Raw genomic sequence first — 17,910 nt, 5'->3', positions numbered from 1 at the left:
GAAGTCATTAGCCGCGCTTTGCAGGATCCACGCGTGATTTCGTCATGCAGCCGCTCGCAAGCATGAACCAGGAAATTGCGTTCATTCAAGCCCATTGCTTCGCAGCATAGTGCGCAAGGTCAAGCTAAGCCTTACTACGCCCGAATTGTACTTTTGTTTAACTACCTTCCCGCAGCTCGTAATGACTAAATAAAAACGAGCGTGGTATGTGACGGCGCCCCCCTTGGATGGCTGGGGGATACAAGATCGGACGTCGCCACAGGACAATAGATGAGGCGAGGAAGAGACACATGTCAGGCGAAACACACGGAGATCAGCAAGACGGCCAGACTGGTTTGGCTGTGGTGATCGTGACGTACAACAGTGCCGACGCTCTGCTTCCGCTTCTCGATTCGATCCCCTCCGGCTTGGAGGGAGTGGACGATTTTGAAATCGTTATCGCGGATAACGCCTCTCATGACGGATCGGCAGAGTTGGCTGAAGCGCATCCCGTCGGCCCGAGAGTGATCCGCATGGGACGCAATGCGGGTTATGCTGCTGCAATCAACGCCGCCGTCGCGACCGTGGACGACGATCGCGCCATTCTCGTCCTTAATCCTGATTTGCGTCTCTATGCCGGTGCGGCAATGCCGCTACTTGAGCGACTTTCCGACCCCTCCGTGGGTGTCGTTGTGCCCACGAACTATAGCGAAGAGGGGCATGTCGATCCAAGCTTAAGGCGGGAACCATCGATGACGACGGCCTGGGCGGACGCCCTTTTGGGTGGTGGTATCGCGGGACGACTCGGTTTGGGTGAGACGATAACCAAAGCCAGTTCTTATGACAGGTCCGGTCTGGTCGACTGGGCGACCGGTTCGGCACTCCTCGTATCGGCGAAGGCCCGCAAGGCAGTCGGTCAATGGGATGAATCTTTCTTCCTGTATAGCGAGGAAGTCGATTTTCTCCGGCGCGTGCGGGAGGCTGGGTTCGGTGTTTTTTACGAGCCGCGCGCCAAGGTTATGCACGCCGGTGGAGGCAGCGGTCGCAATCCCAAGCTTTTCGCGCTTCAGACCGCTAACCGCATCCGTTATTACGCATTGCGCCACGGTATGCTTGCGACATTGGTGTTCCGCGCCGCCGTTGCCACCGGTGAGGCACTACGCTGCTGGCGCAATCCATCACACCGCGCAGCCTTCTCAAGCTCCTTGCGACCGCTGCTCAAAGGTGCCGATTTCATGCTGCTCAGGAGCTGATGGATGACACGGGCTGATCGCCGACCCTGCATTCCTACGGTTTCGCTCGTGCTTCACGATCATTTTTCCGGCTCGTACAAGGTGGTGGTGCGAGGCCAGCTTGGAGCAACAGCGCTGGACGCGGGCGGGCCGCTCTATGTCTAGGCGCGCGCTGTCCAGTGTACAGGAAATCGGCGGTAAGCTGGAGGAGCAGGCGGAGCGGGACGACATTGCGAGCTTTAGATCGCGACGGCAACCGAGAGCGGTACCCTCTGAGCGCGCGAAACATTCAAAGGCAAGCCTTCACCCAGCGGTGAAGCTCTTCATGATTGGCCTCATCATTCCATGGGTGGTGCCCTTGGCGGGCGTTAACCTGCCGGTCTACCGCATCGTTCTGATAATGACGCTGATGCCCTCGATGGCGTCCTGGCTCACAGGAAAGGCAGGTCCAGTTCGTGCCGCCGATGTTGGCGTTCTTCTCTATTGCCTTTGGATCGCTATTGCCCTCACCATCACTGCTGGCATTCCAGCGGCGCTGCAGCCGAGCGCGTCATATTTCATCGATGGGATGGGCGCTTATCTGCTGGCGCGATGCTATATTCGCAATGCCGAGGATTTTAGCAACATGGTGGCGTTTGCTGTCAAACTCATTGCGCTAATGCTTCCCTTCGCCCTCTATGAGTGGATGACCGGCCACGCGATCCTGCTGGAGCTGTTTGGCAAGGTGTTCCCCACTGTCGAATTGGCGCCAATGCCGCCGCGTATGGGCGTGTATCGCGTGCAAGGCCCATTCAGCCATTCCATTCTTTTCGGCGTCTTCTGCGGGAGTCTGGTCGCATTGGCGGCTTCGGTGGATGTTTCGAGGCGGCTGATTTTCGGACGCTGGCTTTCCGTGAGCCTGGTCGTCGCGACGACATTTCTGTCTATGTCCTCCGCGCCGATCGCCGGCATCGCCTTGCAGGCGGCGCTATTGATCTGGAGCAGGGCGCTGGGGCGGTTCTGGTGGCAGTGGAAGCTGCTTTGGGCGATTGCACTTGTGAGCTACCTCGTGGTCGAGTTTGGATCCAATCAGACCCCGGTGCAGTTCTACATTTCACACTTCACCTTCGATCGACAGACTGGCTGGTACCGTCTTCTCATCTGGGATTTTGGGTCGGCTTCCGTCATGAACCATCCACTGTTTGGTATAGGAAAGGCTGACTGGGTCCGCCCGCCGTGGATGGTCAGCGGCTCGGTAGACAACTTCTGGCTGATGACAGCGATGAGCTATGGCTTGCCGTCGCTCATCATCATTTTCATTTCCATTATGTCTATCTGTGTCGCCTTGGCCCGCAAACGGGATGTCGCGCCAGCGCTTCAGCCCTACCTGAGAGCCTATCTGATCTGTATGGCCAGTTTCGTGTTTGTCGGATCTACGGTTCATTTCTGGTCAGCTGTATACTGCTGGTTCTTTTTCCTCGTGGGTTGCGGCGTCTGGCTGCTGGACGCAGGGCGTGCCGACAAGACTTCGGGGCGATTTTTGCGAACGCGCGCACCCCATGGCGGTCGCCGCCCGACCTGAGCCTCTTTCTGCAACTCGGAAGGTCCCTGGTTCTAGGAACCTTGCAGCTTGTCAGTCACATGATCCGAAAAACAGATCCGCCAAAGTAACGTTGGCAACAAGGCGTGTATATCTCCGGTGTATTGATGCGCCGTCGTTGCAGGTCGCGGGTCGCTCACAATCTAAAGCCACTATCTCGCAGACCCCCAAATGGAGAATAAATGGCTTTGTCGACGCCATCAAACGGGCGGTGGCGATCCCTCGCCACACAGCCAAAAGGTGGCCTCAGCAGCACCAGTCGGCCGTTGACGGAGACTTTGAGAGCGTCCATAAATCTTGTCAAAGGTCTTGCAGAGCAATGGTTTTATTCTGTTTTTTTCTAAAGTTCTGAAGCAACGGGCTCCGCCGGAAGGCAACTATGACAAACGGCAAAAAATCACTGCAAACCGATATGTGACAACGGTCAAGGGACGTGTACGCGTATGCATGGTGGTGTAGAGAGTAACACACAAGAGATGCCGACTTCATCGACTGAAGAATACACCTATCATGTTATCCTCAGGGGCAGCGCAACCGTTGGAAATATTCTGACCGCAAGTGTCTTTGATGAACGCGGCCAAAGTGTTGACAACGAAACGACTTACCGTTGGCAACAACAAATCGACGGTGAATGGGAAAATATTGCCGGAGAGACGAGCGCTCACATCAGTATATCGTCGGATCTTCTTGGCAGCCAAATCCGCGCTCTAACGGTCCTATCCACGGCCAAGGGCCTTAACAGCGTCAGCAGTGGCGAGGTCGGCATCAACGCCCGAAATTCGATTGTAGTCGAAAACTTAAATGCTGGCACAACAGATTGGAAGATTACAAATCTGGCAACAAACCACGAGATCGAGGCCTATGCGGATGCCACGAGTGTCAATGCCGGAGACGGTCTGAACCTAAAGGTTTCCTTGTCTGCTGCTGGACAATATAATCTCGAGGTATATCGCCTTGGCTATTACGGTGGCGCCGGCGGTAGACTCATGGCGAGCGCGCTAGGTCTGGACGGATTGACCCAAGCAAGCCCTGTGATGACCAATAAGGACACGCGCCTGGTCGAATGCCTGTGGGACGTGTCGTATGAACTGCAGACATCCGCAGCTTGGACAAGCGGACTTTATGTTATCAAGCTAACGGATTGCAGAAGCGGCAAACAGTCGCTTGTCCCGTTTGTTCTGCGCAAAGACAATCACCCCAGCGACATAGGCTTCCAGGACGCGGTAACGACTGCGCAAGCCTATAATGCTTTCGGTGGCTTTAGTGTCTATGACGTCAATAGCGACAACAACACAAGAGCGCATCAAGTAAGCTTTGACCGCCCCTACAGCGCAACACACCTAGGCTTCAGCAATACTGACGGATTCAATTGCAATAATATGCTCACTTGGGAGTATAATATGGTCCGATGGTTGGAGTGCCAAGGCTACGATATATCCTATTATTCAAATATTGACGTTCACAGAAATACTTTACAACTTTTTTCATATAGAATATTTCTTTCGGTCGGTCATGATGAGTACTGGTCAGGGGAGCAACGAAATAGGCTAGAGCTGTCGCGCGATGGCGGAATTAATCTCGCCTTTTACTCTGCCAATACTGCTTATTGGCAAATCCGTTTCGATAACTCTAGCCAGGGTCAGGCGAACCGCGTCCTGACCGTATATAAGGACTCGTCGGGCATTGGGGCCGGCCCATCGCTCGATCCGGTGACTGACGTAGATCCGCCGGCGTCGACGACGCGGTTTCGTTCTGGAGAGGTCAATAGACCGGAGAATGCGTTGATAGGGGTGGCCTATGTGTCCGAACAAGATAGCATCTATGAGGGGTTCGATTTCATCGTTTCCAATGCCACCGACCCTATCTATGCGGGCACAGGTCTAAAAAACGGCGACAGGCTGAAAGGACTGGTCGGGTACGAATGGGATGCAGTTCAAGACAATAGGGAAACCCCCGCCGGTCTCGTCATTCTTTCGAAATCCCCTACGCGTGCCAACGAAGTTGTGGCGCCACTACCGGGTGGCACAAACCCCAATATCTCCAATGCTGCCTACTACAGAGCGGCGAGTGGAGCGCTGGTATTTTCGACTGGCTCGATTCAATGGGTATGGGGCTTGGACAACAATTGGACTTTCCAACCTCCACGGTTCAGTTGGCGGAGAAGAATAAAGAACTGGATAAAGGGTTTGCTGTCCCTGGTCTTCGTCGTTCCCATAAGGAACGTGCCCAGCGCGGATAGACGAGCGCAGCAGATGACGGTCAATGTTTTTTCGGAGATGGGTGTGAGACCGCAGACCCCCTCTTCCTGGCTTACCTAGTTCTGATGAACCGCCGAGCTGCCTGTCAACGTCTTTAAGTACGTGAGTGAGAACCGAAGATGGTCGTATCATGAAAGCAGCTCAGCTTTGCCAACGACGAGCATGTCGATGAGAAGAGCAAGACATAAAGCTGGCGGGCTTTTTCCTCTGCGGAGGAATACAGGGATTAGTTGAGGGTTTGCCGAGACAGGCGCTGTTGCAAGGAGATCGGGCGTGATGGAAGCAGTAACTAGGGTGGCGCATGCGGCGCGTTGGCGCATCGGAGCGTTTTCGGAACTCGCTCGTCGAACCGCATACCCACGGGCCGTTCGACAGGCCTGGTCGAGGGTACGCGACGAAAATCTTTCCTACACGACTGATCGCCAGCTTCATCAGTTGCTCGAGGTCGTGCGTCGAACCGCCTCAAGCGGAGCTCTGATCATTGAAACGGGGTGCGCGCGCGGCGGTTCGGCAATCCTGATGTGTTCTGCCAAGGCACCGCAGCGCCCGATGCGCGTGTACGACCTGTTTGCGATGCTCCCGCCGCCATCGGAGCACGACGGGGACGATATGAAAGCCCGGTATGCTGAGATTACTGCCGGCGACGCTGTCGGCCTCGGAGGTGACCAATATTATCTTTACGATGAAGACCTGATGGCGACAGTGACGAACAACTTCGCCAGGTATGGCTATCCCGTTGGAGCCAACAACGTCCAACTCATAAAGGGTAAGGCGCAAGACACAGTTGCAGTCGCTGAGCCGGTCGCTTTGGCCAATATCGATGTGGATTGGTACGAGCCCGTCACCGCTTGCCTGGAGCGGATCATGCCGCATGTCATCGTCGGCGGCGCCGTTGCACTTCGCGCCTATTCGGATTGGTCAGGATGCAGAAAGGCGGCAGACGACTACTTCTCCCGCGTAGGACGGGAAGGACTGAACTTTGACATCTCGGCCGGACACATGCTTGTGACCCGAATGCGCTGAACCTTCTCCGTCCTGGAAGATACGTTTCAGACGGCACCCAGCATCACATACAGCAAGGACTTCGAGAACCGATGCCAGCCGCTGCAGTATATAATCGAGAGTATGGTCACGTGACCGGTCAGGCGCTTTCGACGGAAGACGCGGCACAATTGGAGCGGCAACGGCAAACGATTCGGGAGTGTCTTGACCGATACATACCTGAATCCAAGCCGGTGGCGATTCTGCAGTTCCCGTTCGACTTCAATGTCGGCAACCATATGATGTGGGTGGCCGCCATGGACTATTTGAAGCAACGCAATGTGTCCATCGCCTACACCGCGCATGGGCTTAACTTCGATCTTCAGGAAATGATACGAGCTGTCGGGGACGGCGTGATATTGTTTTCGGGCGGAGTCACGATATCGCGTCTATGGCCGCGCCACGCGGAGATCAAGCGCATCGTTGCCCAAGCGTGCCCTAATAATCGTCTCGTCTCGTTGCCCTCTACCATGCTGTTCGTCGATGACGAGGATCGCCTTGAGGCGAGAACGATATTCGGAAACCATCGCGATGTTGTGCTTCTGGCCAGGGATCCGGTCAGCGCGGAGTCGGCACGCGATGTATTCCCGGATAACGTCCGTGTGGAAGCGGTACACGATTCAGCGCTGCTCCTACCGCCACAGCAGAGGCTCATCGCGCCCAAGCATGATGTCATCTGGCTCGCCCGCGACGACATCGAGGGCGTCGGATCGTCAGCACCAAGTGGGGTGGAGGTGTTCGACTGGACGCACCATGATCCCGCGGGCATGCGGGTCCTCTTTCCGGGGCGCTTCTTCTCCCGTATCCGCAAGCTAGCGCCAGCGCTCAGTCCGATCGCCAACAGGCATATTGCCGGCAGCTACGATCGCTTTTCGCGTTACATGCTCGCGAGCGGCAACCGCAGACTCGATACGGGTAAGGTGCTGGTTACCGACCGCATGCATCCGCACATTCTCTGCACGCTGCGTTCGCAACATAGCGTGCTGCTACCTGACCGCTTCGGCAAGAACCGTGCTGTTTACGAGTATACAAGTCGGAATCACAGCACTGTCCACTGGGCCGATACACATGGGGAGGCCCTCGACATTGCGCTTGCCATGGCGCGAAGGACCCGGGTTTAGCGAGCTGGTTTGAGAGGCGCCCGGCATGGCTATCGCGATGAGTCAGATCAATATTCTTCAGCTCTTCTGGGGAGTTGCGACCAATCAGATCGGTAGTTGCCTGGTCGAGGTTTTTTGCCGTTGCCATCAGTAAAGATCTCCTGCTCGTCTCAGACCTCGAGCACGATATGGCCGGTTACGACCGGCTGATAAATATCTATCTTTAGAACCACGCCGCATCGGTACAGCAGACATAGGCAAGGAGACGACGTTGGAAGGTGTACGCAAACAGCTGAGTGTCGGAGCAATCTGGACCGCCGGCGGACGCGTTGTCTCGAATCTCCTCGGTGTGGTCAGTATGCTGGTACTGGCTCGACTGCTGACGCCCGTCGATTTTGGCCTGGTGACGCTTGCGACCATCGTCCTTTCGATCGTTGCGGCTGTAACCGAGCTTTCGCTCAGTTCGGCGCTCATCCAGCACAAGAACCCGCAGCGGGAGCACTATGATACGGCCTGGACGCTGAACGCGCTGCGTGCGGCGGGGATCGGCGTCGTGCTGGTCGTCGCGGGTTATCCCGTCGCGTGGATTTATCACGACGACCGGCTCATCAGCATATTTTTCGCGCTTGCAGGCGGAGCGCTGATCGGCGGCCTCGCGAACCCCCGGCTTGTGGACTTCCGGCGGCGCCTTTCCTTTCACCAAGAGATATTCATCGACCTGATCAACAGACTGGTTGGCGTGGTCGTCGCCGTTGCCATCGCGTTGGTTTTCCGCAGCTATTGGGCGCTTGTGATCAGCACGCTCGCATCGCAGGTGGTCGGTGTGGTGATGTCGTATGTTCTGCTTCCTTATCTGCCGCGCATTTCGTTTGCTCACTGGAGAAATCTGTTCTCGTTTTCCGGGTGGGTGGCTCTAAGCTCCGGCCTCAATGAGGTCAATTGGCGCGCTGACCAGCTCGCGCTTGGCGCCATGCTAGGCGCCGGCCCTCTGGGCCAGTATACCGTAGGTGACAGGCTCTCCTCGCTGCCGGTGCGTGAATCGACCGCGCCAATCTCGGGCTTGCTCTTCCCAGCCTTTGCGCGACTTCAGGACGATCCCGAACGCCTGCGGCATGCATTCCTTCGATCTCAGAGCCTGCTTGCTGCGGCAGCACTGCCGGTTGGTATCGGCTTCGCGCTTGTCGCTAGACCCTTCATCGACATTGTTCTTGGCCCCGCATGGTCATCGGCCGCGCTGGTGGCTCAGGTGTTGAGCGTGGTCTTGGCAACCAGCGCCTTTAAAATGCCGGTGACCCCCTTGGCCATGGGCCTCGGTTGCACACGGTCGCTGTTCCAGCTTGACCTCGCCTTCATCTTCATCCGCTTTCCACTGATTTTCGCCGGCTTGTTCCTGGGTGGGCTGAATGGTCTTCTGTTTGCGCGGTGTATCAGCGCTGCTATCGGCATCATGATGTATGTTTTCCTGGCTAGGCGTCTCGTCGGCGTCTCAGTAAAGGCTCAGTTTCTCGCCGGCTGGCGTGCGAGCGTTGCCTCGTTGTTCATGGCTGGCTGTGTGTGGAACGTCAGCCTGATGACCAACAACGAGCCGGAGGCCCTGCAGCTGATCACCATGGTACTGATCGGCGGGATCAGTTATTGCGGCGCGAGCTTCGGGCTTTGGCTGCTGAGCGGCAAGCCTGTGGGGCCTGAACGCGAAGCGGTGGATTTGCTCCAGTTCGTTCGCCGGCGAGTATCCTGCGCATTGTAATCTCAATGGGCGGGCATCGGCGATCTGTCGTGAACGACCTGCAGATACTTGATCGGGTTTATAAAGCCGGCGGCTTACCATTGCACCGGCGCAAAAGAAGGATCTGCGGCCGGCTGTCAGGGCGCCAGAAGTCCAATGTCACGTCAGTAGCGAAGGTTCGAGTGGCGAGATCGGATCGTACGAATTCCGTCCCCTTAGGCGACGCGTACCGTTCCCGGATAGTCAGCCTGGCGGCAAAGCACTTCTTCCGCAATGGCTGTGCGGCGGATCAGACGCTGAGACCCGCCCGAATGGTACCCGTCTTCATTGCGAGCGCGAGCGATCGGTCCTCACCCATTCGTGCCGGCCGGATGAAAGCAGCATCCTGGGATATTTGTATAGTTTCGCGATGGCATAGGCCGGGAGTCTGACGAGCTGCCTCGGCGGCAGAAGCTCGGTCGCGAATGCCGCCCAGCTGAGACCGATTGCAAACAGAAAAACCAAAGCGGCCGCCGCCGCAATTACCAGAGGCAGCAGGCCGACGCCCAAGAGAGCCGCGCATGCCGCGACCAATGTCATAAAGGCAACGGCGGCGGCAAGCAGCGTAAGCGGCGGCACGAGCACGTCAAGAAGGAGGGCACAGTAAGCCGCACTGCGCCATGCGCTCGGACGGGAAAGCGCGCCGACTGCGAAGCGCATCATTGCTAGATGCCCCCCCTCCCAGCGCCGCCGCTGTGTTTCCACGGCTTCCGTGGAGGTTGGGAAAAGACTTGTCACCAGGGCCCGCTCGCAGAAACGCGGTGGCGCGCCATTCTGCGCCAGTTCGAGCGCGAACTTCATGTCTTCCACGAGGTGCCCGGTCGCAAGATTTGCCCGTTCCACGAGGTTCCATGGCAGCGCCATACCGGTCCCCGTCATCAGGCATGGCAGGCCGAGCCTGCTCATTCCTAGTGGCCGGACATGGTTCTTGATACGGAAGGCGAATTCGCCGATCGCCAGGCCTATGCTCGCGCCCGGCTGCGTCACCTGCAGGTTCCGCGCTTGCACCGGGCGTTCGAATGCCATGACATCGGCGGCCAGCGCATCCAGCGTACCGCTTGCAATCTGGCAGTCCGCGTCGATGAAGACGACGATTGCCGGCGGCGCCTGCCGCAGATGCGCAACGCCAGCAGCTAGCGCGTGGCCCTTGCCACGGTTGACGGAATCGCGCCGCTCTATCACCTCCGCCCCGAAACTGCGCGCAATCGCCGCCGTCTCGTCATCGCAATTGTCGGCCACCACGACGATCCGGTCGCCGGTGCGGATCTGATCGCCGATGCTTCTCAGCGTCGCGGCAATCCCAAGCGCTTCATTGTGGGCCGGTATCAGAACGGCAATTGCGGGCCGAACGGAAAGCGCCTGTTCGGCGCGCCGGCCGGAAGGCCAGACGCCGGCGACACATTCGATCGCGAAAATAGCCACAAGCGCGAAGCAGGCGATGCCAGCCACCGTGAGTGACAGAAACGCTATCATGTATAGCAAGATTATCGCCTCTCCGTTGGTGCGTATTTTAAAACTAATACCACATCAACGATCGTCTATCCCATCGGCCTACGGTAGTCCCTTGTGATTAGGCGGATTAGATCGCGTAAAAATAAATACATCCAATTGCTGACGTTCGGTCAATTGCTCGAATTCGCTGATAATTTAACTTGGAAATCGAAAATAATATTCATCTCTGCTGCGTCGCGCCGCGCCGACGCTTGCCTGCGCAAAGAGAGGGGCAGATGCCGCTACTGGAAGTTCGTTCTCCGCAGCCTGCTCCGCCGACAAGCCGGACACGCCATTATTTTCTCGGCGCACCGTTCGATACGATAGCGCAGGATGCAGCTATCGATCTGGTGAGCAACAGTGAATCGCTGGATCGCTTTCGCTATATCGTGACGCCGAATGTCGATCACGTCGTCCGCCTCAACGGCGATCGGTTGCTTGCGCCCTATTATGACGATGCCTGGATGTCGCTCTGCGACAGCAAGCCGATCTCGACGCTGTCGCACGCCGTGGCGCTTGACTTGCCGCTCGTCACGGGATCGGACTTGACAGCACGTATCTTCAAAACGGTAATCCGGCCGGGCGATCGCATTACCCTGATCGCAGCCAATTCGATGGTCTCAGAGCAAATGGAAACAATGTTTCCGGGCGTCCGTTTCCGAAGCCTCGTTCCTCCTCCAAATGTTCTGAAAGACCCTGCCGGCTTGCAGGCCTGCGTGGATTTCGTGGCAGCGGAACCCGCACGCTTTGTCTTCATCGCCATCGGATCGCCGCAGTCCGAAAAGATTGCCTATGCACTTGCCCAGCGGCCGGAAGCATGCGGCGTCGGCCTGTGCATCGGCGCATCGCTGGAGTTTCTACTTGGGGCCAAGGCGCGCGCGCCGATATGGATGCGCCAGCTGGGGCTGGAGTGGGCGCACCGGCTGGCATCGGACCCCAGACGGCTGTGGCGACGATATGTTTTCGCCGTCGGTCCGCTGTTGCACTTGTTCGCCAGGGAACTCTTTAGCCGTCATCATCAGCGCCAGTAGGCGGCTCGCTCGGCATCACGATTAACGAATATCCCTCCGGAGAGCATCATCAACGGTCGGCCGCTCATAGCACCTGCCTGCCTGATCGTTTCATCGACAGGCGCCAGCGCCAACGAAACGCCTTCCTGAAGTCGCTTGCCAACGAATGAGCAGGGCCAGCATGATGAAATGAACGATAGCCTCGTCTCCGATCAAACTGGATCGCAGCTCTCAATAGAGCACTAACGGCAAAGTGATGTCGATGAGAAGCAAATGCTGTGATCTGCTTGTCGCTCCCGCGCCGTGTCGGCGTATTTGACCGCGACCCGCAGCAGATAGTCAGCCGCTATGTAGGCCGGACCGAAAACCTCTCAGGCCTGGGCAGCGAGACCATCAATCTTTCCGTTCTGGTCCAGGCTCGTCACGGCGACCGCAGCGCCGACATGACGATCCAACGCGTCGGCGCCGACGCCATCCGGATCCGGACAACCAACAGAGATCCCACCGCCGGCCTGCAGGTGGTGACCAGTGTGATCAATTTGAGAAGGCGATTACAAGTCAGCTCTTGGTGAGATCCGCTACCGTAAAGCCGCGTTTGCATTCATATGGCTGGAACTTGACCCCATCCAGCCCCCACGCCTCATAGGTGAGCTCGGCTGGTTCCGGCGACAGGTTCTGGATAATCTTGTACTCGCCAGAGCTAGTCGGGATCGCCGATGCTTCAAATGGGAAAGGCAGGGTGCCATCCGGCTGTTTTTCCTTCGTGCGAATAGACTTGATCAACGTGTAGGACCGCCTGCCGCCTTTTACTTTGTCGACAAGAATGTCTTCGATCTCATCGATTTCCGAGTGAAACGCCAGTAGCTCCTTCTGCAGGTCTTCCGGAGTCGCGTCGTATGAAAATTCCGGGGAGAACATGAACGGAAAATAGATGATACCGACGGCGCCGTGAATAATGGAGGACCACGCCTGTGCTCGGAATTCTGCCGGCGTTGTCTTCCTTCCCGGCGACGACGCATCGTACTTTGTCAGCGCGATGAACGAAAACTGCGGACGACCACCGCTCCATCGCAAAAGCCGGTCGATAGCATGCCCTTGTTGGGTCGATGCATAGTCGTCGATGTCGATGACAAGATCGTTTCCAGTGGCGATAGGATAGCAGTCGTGTGCCAGCCAATCAATGTACGGACTATCGGCGTAGTCGGACATGATCTTTTCTAGATAGATATTGGTGACGTGGTTTCCGACATGATTCATCCACAGGGGTTTCCCGCCACGAGACAAGACTCGCGCGACGGTGTCGACTTGAGCGGGCGTAACCGAGACATCCTCATAGGTGATCCCTTGGCCACCCTCTTTTAAGTTGGACGGCTCATCGATCATGGCAACCGCCAGAAAATAGGGATTGGCAATGTCTTTTTCGAATGCCGCGGCGTCTGTGAGAACGTAATCGCCATCGACGCCGGCCGGCTCTCGGACCATGTATAGTCCGTACTTTGCCGCCACTTTCGACCATTCTGCGCGGTCAGCGCCACGATTCATCGTGAAAATGGTGTTGACGCCAAGAGCTTTCCAGTGTGCCATCTTTTCAACCGGCTGCTGGTAAGCGCCGCGCACAAAGAAGCTCGGCCCGGGAAGCAGAGGGCGCTCTGCTGCATGGACGGCGTTCATGCCGCTCATACCCAAGCCGAGGTTTGCCAGCGGCAGTGAAGCCATTGCCTTCAGAACGTCACGTCGCCTTGTCTGGTTCATCTGGTGCCTCATTTTCTCTCAGGTCGCGTCGGCGAGGTCGCAAGCCACACCCATCGCGGAAAATGTCTGGGCCGCACGGTATCTCGGACCAAAACAATGGAAAATTCGATGCGACACGGCAACGGCGAAAGAGCCCGCGTCAAGCCGAACTGCTTTTCTTCGATCACATTTCGCGGCGCAGCCAGGCCTATTCGGCCGCCGACTGGAAACGGCATGCCGTGTATCAGTAACCATATCGTTCAGCGCTGAATTGACACTTGTTCAGCACGACCCCCAACACGTTGGTCTTTTCGGAGAGCGTCTGCTCGCAAATGTCGATTTCGTTCAGCGTGCTTTGTTCGGCTGCGGCGATGAGAACAACGCAATCCACGTTCGGCAGGAATGCCAATGCGTCATCAGTCGACAGCATGGGCGGAAGATCAAAAAGCACGATGTCCGGATTTACTCTTCTGTGCAGATTGGCCAGCACGTCCGCCGTGGTTGAACTCTGCAGGAGTTCGGCGGAGTAATGGGCGGGGCTGTTGTTCGGCGCAATTGCCAGATTGTCTCCGTGGCGCAGGAAAATGTCGTCGATCTCGATTTCGCCTCGCAGGAAACTCTCCATCGATGCGGCATTACGGACACCCAAAGACTTGCCGACCTGCGGTCGCCTGAGGTCGAGATCTAGCAGCAGCGTTCGGCAATCCGGTTGATTTCCAAAGCTGAAGGCGAGATTCAACGCCGTAAAGGTTTTGCCGCACGCCGGCGTCGGCGACGTTATCGCGGCCGATTTCCAATTGTTCTGCCTCATCGTCTGCAAAAGCTTCGTGCGCATCATATCAAAAGCGACATGCGAAGCGTCCGACCGATTTGCCGTCACTATGCGGTTTCGTGTTATCGCGTCGGGGTCGAGTTTCAGAGGAGACAGTTCGCTCCAAGCCAACAGCTCGTGCAAACGTGATGTGACCATGCGGTCCTTGTCCTTTAGTACGTCCGGGCTCAGTGTAGATACATTCTTGCGTTCCATGACTTGGACCCCAACGGTTACTTCCAGAGATTGTGAGTATGCTTCGGTTTCGAAACTCACCGGTCACCCACTCTTGCTGAGGCTGGAAAGCAGCTTCTGGAATGCTGCCCCCAGGGGCATATAGAAATAGTGCACGACAAGCAGAGATGCGGGAACAGCACCCGCCGACAGCGCCGTCGCCAGTTGGCGCGTTGCATAAGGCGAGCGGACTTCGGAGGGAGCCGGAATGTAGGGAATGACCGCCAGAGGCTGACGCTGCAGTAACTGGGTGAGCTCGGAGGGTCTCCGGATCGTTCTGTTCGAAATCTCAAGAAGGACGATGTATGCCAGCGCCAATCCGATGCCGGCCGCCAACCCCATTGCAACGATCAGCCGGCGACGCGATCGCAATGCATTTTCGGGTTCGGTAGCACGTTCAAGCAGAGAGAAACGACCGCCATCCGAGCGCGCTTCGATCTGGTTACCCATCGAGGCATCCGCGCGTCGCGCGATAGCAGTGTTGTACTGGGTCTGAACGTTTGCCACCGTCCGCTCCAGCGCATTCAGCTGGGTTTCCGTTGACGGTGTCGCGCCGACGGAGCGCGTCAGCTCCAGAATGCTGAGGTTCAGGGCCGCCTTTTCCCGACCGATCGCCTGCAGGCGATCGGTAATGTCCGACAATTGAAGCTCAAATCCGGTCGATGCCGAACCGCCTTCTGACTGTCCGTCCTTGGACATGCTTTTGGCTCGCAACGCTGCTATACGGCCGCGGAGCGCGACAATGTTGGGGCTCGTTTCGGAAAAGATTGCCAGCTGATCCGCCAGTGCCTTGTTCAGATCCTGAAGCATCTGCTGCTCGGGGCTGATGGGACCGTTGGCGTATTGGCCGGTCGCGCGGAAACTCTCGACCAGCATACTGCGTCTTGCGCGCAGATCCGCTTCCTCGCGCTCCAGTGAAACCAGACGCTCCTGCTGGTTGCTCTGCTGCTGGCGGCGAAAATTGAGACTTTCCGGAAGAGTGTCCTTGTGCTCGGTCTTGAATTTCAACAACTCCGCTTCGTTGCGAGCAAGTTCATCATCCAGCCGCTTCACTTCATCGTTGAAGAATTGCAGCGTATCGCCTGCACGGTCGGTTCTCTGGCGCTGGTTGCTCGTCAATATAAGCGATGCGACCTCATTGGCGCCTTTGGCCGCCAAAGCGGGCGTCTCCGCATCGAAGGAGACGCTAAGAAGTGTCGCGCCGCCCATGCCGTCACTGCTCAGCGGCAATTCCAGGAAGCTGATGCGAGACTGCATGTCGCGGACCAATTTGTCCCCGGCCAGCTTTGCCCGCTCTCCGCTATAGATATCAAGCTTGTCAGCCAGCTCGACCAGGTTCTCGCGGGTGGTTATCTGTTGTTGGATGATCTGCAGTTGCTGCAGCGCGCTCGTCGGCACCGTGGACCTGACCAACTCCGAAGGGATCTGGGGTGCTTCAACGAGAATCTTTGCCGTCGACTGATATTGGCGCGGCATCAGCAGCGCGACGACAATCGATGTGGCCGTGCACAGGCAGATGATTATGAGTACATGCGGCCATCTCCGAATGACAAGCGACAGATAAAACTTCAGATCAATGGCGTTCATTACGCGATCACCTAAACCTTACAAACCGATGAGGTGCCTGTGAGATTTTATCTTATGCGCTTCCCAAGCAATCGGTAGTTCCTCGATAGGTTATGTGCGTGTACCCGATCTAGTACATTTGGGTAGGCGGGTTTTAATATACGAATTTTGCGCTCAGACATGCCCATGCGCTGAAAAGATACTTGTCATCCTGCGAGTGCGAACAGTTGAGGGGTGTTTGACGACACGGGGAAGCGCCGGAAAACATGACTTCTATCGCCTGCAGCCGAGAGCACAAGAGAGACTGGACTGCCGTTTAGGCCAAAAAGCACATGCTGATCACAAAAGGCAGACTGCGTCGCCTTCCGCGGCCTGGCCGATGGCATCATCAATTTTGGTAGCCTGCGCGAGGTTGGGTTTATGGTTATCGTTGTTTATATGTAATCATAATGCCTCGATTTTATATTTTATATACGATTAAATTATTGCCATTTTCTCCATTTATATTTGCGTATCTTTGGAATCCCGTTCGGCAGCGAGTAACAGTATGTTGGAGAAGGGTATGCGTCGCTCACTCACCGCCTGTCTGAGTGCATTCAGTCGGACACCAATCGGATTGGCTGCATTTACGGCCGTGCTTCTTGCGGGCTCCGCCCATGCCGCCCCACTGCCCGCCCTTACAAGAATAAAGCTCACAATTGTTCAATGGATGCCGACGAAAGGTACCTATGAGCAATGGGGTGCAATCGGCGGTGAATTCACGGTATCGGATGCCGGGACGATCTCTATGCCGGTTCTGGGAAGCATCCCCGTCGGTGATCTCGACGATGCCGGGCTTGCAGCCGATATCGCTCAGCGCCTTAAGCTCAAGATCGGATTGGTCGATGCACCGACAGCAACGGTCGAGATTCTCGCCTACGCGCCTATCTATGTTGTAGGCGATGTCAACAGACCGGGCGAATACAAATTCAGTACTGGGCTGACCGTACTGCAAGCTTTGGCCTTGGGTGGTGGTGAGCTGCGGCCGGGTAATCTTCTGCAAAATTCGATGGATGTGACGCGGCTGCTAGGGGACATAAAGGAACTCGACGATGCCATATTGCGCAGCAGGGCGAAGATAGAACGGCTTCAAGCAGAAATGGCGGGAGCCAAAGCCGTCGAGTTTTCGAAGCCTGCAGGCAGCGCCGACCAGTTTACCAACGCAATCTATGGTCAAGAACAGGTGATATTTGCTGCGCGAACGAACGCGCTGGATCGAAAGTCCAAGTCTCTAACGGAGCTGCGTGATCTGCTGACCGAAGAAATGCATGTGCTTGACGAAAAGACGAAAAGCACGGATGCAAACATCGCATCGATACAGCAGCAGGTGGATAGCACTGCTGCGCTTGTGGCAAAAGGTGCAGTTGTTGCGACCAGGCAGGCGGAAGTGGAGCGCGCCCTGAGGAGCTACCAAGACGATAAGCTTGACATCATTACAGCCATCATGCGCGCGCGGCAGAATATCAGCCAGACCAATCGAGATCTTCAGGCCCTTTATGACGAACGGAAGACGGAGGTTGCTTCCGAACTTCAAGCCGAGAGGGCATCGCTTGTGCAGTTGCAGGTCAAGCGGGAAACGGCCCAGAAGCTGATGATGGACAACCTGTCTGTTGCTGCCGGCTCGGCACGTCCGGGTGAGAGCCCCCCGATCTCATTTACGATAGTGCGGCAGAAGGCCGAGGTGGAAGCGGCCGAGACGACTGAGCTTTCGCCTGGAGACGTCGTCAAGGTAACGCTGCATGCGAGTCAGATACCGACTCAGAGTGCTGACGCGCAACAGAGCTCTACGCCTGGCTCCATTGCCCAGGCAGGTCAGTAACAGCCTTGAACTATATGGGCATGCGCTTTGGGCAGCCTGCATGTTTGTGACTTCCCGCTTACTGATTGCCGGTATGAACACTTTTTGAGGGTGACGAAACCTGCGGAGGCATAGGCAGGTCAAACTGGGACGAACAGCTGTCGACAAATGCCCAAGCCGCTACGGCCGCGTCTCTACTCGGAAGAAAGATCTGCTCCGCCACGGCTCAGTCAACCCGGAAGGCTTCTGTCGCGCCGCTGTCTCGTCATGCTGCGA

14 protein-coding genes are annotated in these 17,910 nt (G+C 56.7%); 10 read left to right on the top strand and 4 right to left on the bottom strand.

From position 1 onward, the window contains the following. Positions 1 to 290: 290 nt before the first annotated feature. From J5286_RS28140 to J5286_RS28110, 7 genes are all read left to right on the top strand, one after another. Positions 291 to 1,232: a glycosyltransferase gene (locus J5286_RS28140; protein WP_209193255.1), complete on the top strand. Its 942-nt coding sequence runs from the start codon at positions 291 to 293 to the stop codon at positions 1,230 to 1,232. 3 nt (positions 1,233 to 1,235) lie between these two features. Next, complete coding sequence (locus J5286_RS28135; protein WP_209193395.1) at positions 1,236 to 1,376, top strand: hypothetical protein; 141 nt, start codon at positions 1,236 to 1,238, stop codon at positions 1,374 to 1,376. A gap of 160 nt (positions 1,377 to 1,536) precedes the next feature. Further along, complete coding sequence (locus tag J5286_RS28130) at positions 1,537 to 2,772, top strand: O-antigen ligase family protein (RefSeq protein ID WP_245206607.1); 1,236 nt, start codon at positions 1,537 to 1,539, stop codon at positions 2,770 to 2,772. Positions 2,773 to 3,233: 461 nt separating this feature from the next. Then, entirely contained in the window at positions 3,234 to 5,108 is a 1,875-nt protein-coding gene (locus J5286_RS28125) for a N,N-dimethylformamidase beta subunit family domain-containing protein (RefSeq protein ID WP_209193254.1), read from the top strand. Positions 5,109 to 5,324: 216 nt separating this feature from the next. Then, positions 5,325 to 6,071 (top strand): TylF/MycF/NovP-related O-methyltransferase, encoded by a 747-nt coding sequence (locus tag J5286_RS28120; protein WP_209193253.1) that lies wholly within the window; start codon positions 5,325 to 5,327, stop codon positions 6,069 to 6,071. Between the two features lie 71 nt (positions 6,072 to 6,142). After that, positions 6,143 to 7,210 (top strand): polysaccharide pyruvyl transferase family protein, encoded by a 1,068-nt coding sequence (locus J5286_RS28115; RefSeq protein WP_209193252.1) that lies wholly within the window; start codon positions 6,143 to 6,145, stop codon positions 7,208 to 7,210. A gap of 250 nt (positions 7,211 to 7,460) precedes the next feature. After that, the gene (locus J5286_RS28110; protein ID WP_209193251.1) at positions 7,461 to 8,936 is read left to right on the top strand and encodes a lipopolysaccharide biosynthesis protein; all 1,476 of its coding nucleotides are present in this window, start codon (positions 7,461 to 7,463) and stop codon (positions 8,934 to 8,936) included. Between the two features lie 303 nt (positions 8,937 to 9,239). On the opposite strand, the gene J5286_RS28105 is transcribed toward J5286_RS28110, so the two are convergent. Continuing rightward, positions 9,240 to 10,427 (bottom strand): glycosyltransferase family 2 protein, encoded by a 1,188-nt coding sequence (locus tag J5286_RS28105; protein WP_245206630.1) that lies wholly within the window; start codon positions 10,425 to 10,427, stop codon positions 9,240 to 9,242. A 179-nt stretch (positions 10,428 to 10,606) separates the two neighbouring features. On the opposite strand from J5286_RS28105, the gene J5286_RS28100 reads away from it, so the two are divergent. Continuing rightward, the gene (locus tag J5286_RS28100) at positions 10,607 to 11,476 is read left to right on the top strand and encodes a WecB/TagA/CpsF family glycosyltransferase (protein WP_245206606.1); all 870 of its coding nucleotides are present in this window, start codon (positions 10,607 to 10,609) and stop codon (positions 11,474 to 11,476) included. Between the two features lie 257 nt (positions 11,477 to 11,733). Next, a complete protein-coding gene (locus J5286_RS28095) occupies positions 11,734 to 12,027 on the top strand; it encodes a hypothetical protein (RefSeq protein WP_209193249.1) in 294 nt (97 codons plus the stop codon). Here J5286_RS28095 and J5286_RS28090 read toward each other — a convergent pair. The 3 genes from J5286_RS28090 to J5286_RS28080 all read right to left on the bottom strand — a co-directional run bounded on the left by J5286_RS28090 (position 12,014) and on the right by J5286_RS28080 (position 15,818). Further along, positions 12,014 to 13,207: a hypothetical protein gene (locus J5286_RS28090; protein WP_209193248.1), complete on the bottom strand. Its 1,194-nt coding sequence runs from the start codon at positions 13,205 to 13,207 to the stop codon at positions 12,014 to 12,016. The genes J5286_RS28095 and J5286_RS28090 overlap by 14 nt on opposite strands. A gap of 223 nt (positions 13,208 to 13,430) precedes the next feature. Further along, positions 13,431 to 14,213: a CpsD/CapB family tyrosine-protein kinase gene (locus J5286_RS28085; RefSeq protein WP_209193247.1), complete on the bottom strand. Its 783-nt coding sequence runs from the start codon at positions 14,211 to 14,213 to the stop codon at positions 13,431 to 13,433. Between the two features lie 63 nt (positions 14,214 to 14,276). Then, entirely contained in the window at positions 14,277 to 15,818 is a 1,542-nt protein-coding gene (locus J5286_RS28080; protein ID WP_209193246.1) for a GumC family protein, read from the bottom strand. A 541-nt stretch (positions 15,819 to 16,359) separates the two neighbouring features. Here J5286_RS28080 and J5286_RS28075 point away from each other — a divergent pair. Beyond that, positions 16,360 to 17,655, top strand: coding sequence for a polysaccharide biosynthesis/export family protein (locus tag J5286_RS28075; RefSeq protein ID WP_245206605.1), 1,296 nt, complete (start codon positions 16,360 to 16,362; stop codon positions 17,653 to 17,655). The last annotated feature ends 255 nt before the right edge of the window (positions 17,656 to 17,910 follow it).

The organism is Rhizobium sp. 16-488-2b (genome assembly GCF_017741815.1).
In the GTDB taxonomy this organism is placed as follows: Bacteria; Pseudomonadota; Alphaproteobacteria; order Rhizobiales; family Rhizobiaceae; genus Rhizobium.
Note: the sequence above shows the minus strand (reverse complement) of the source record. Positions and strands in the feature narration are given on the sequence as shown.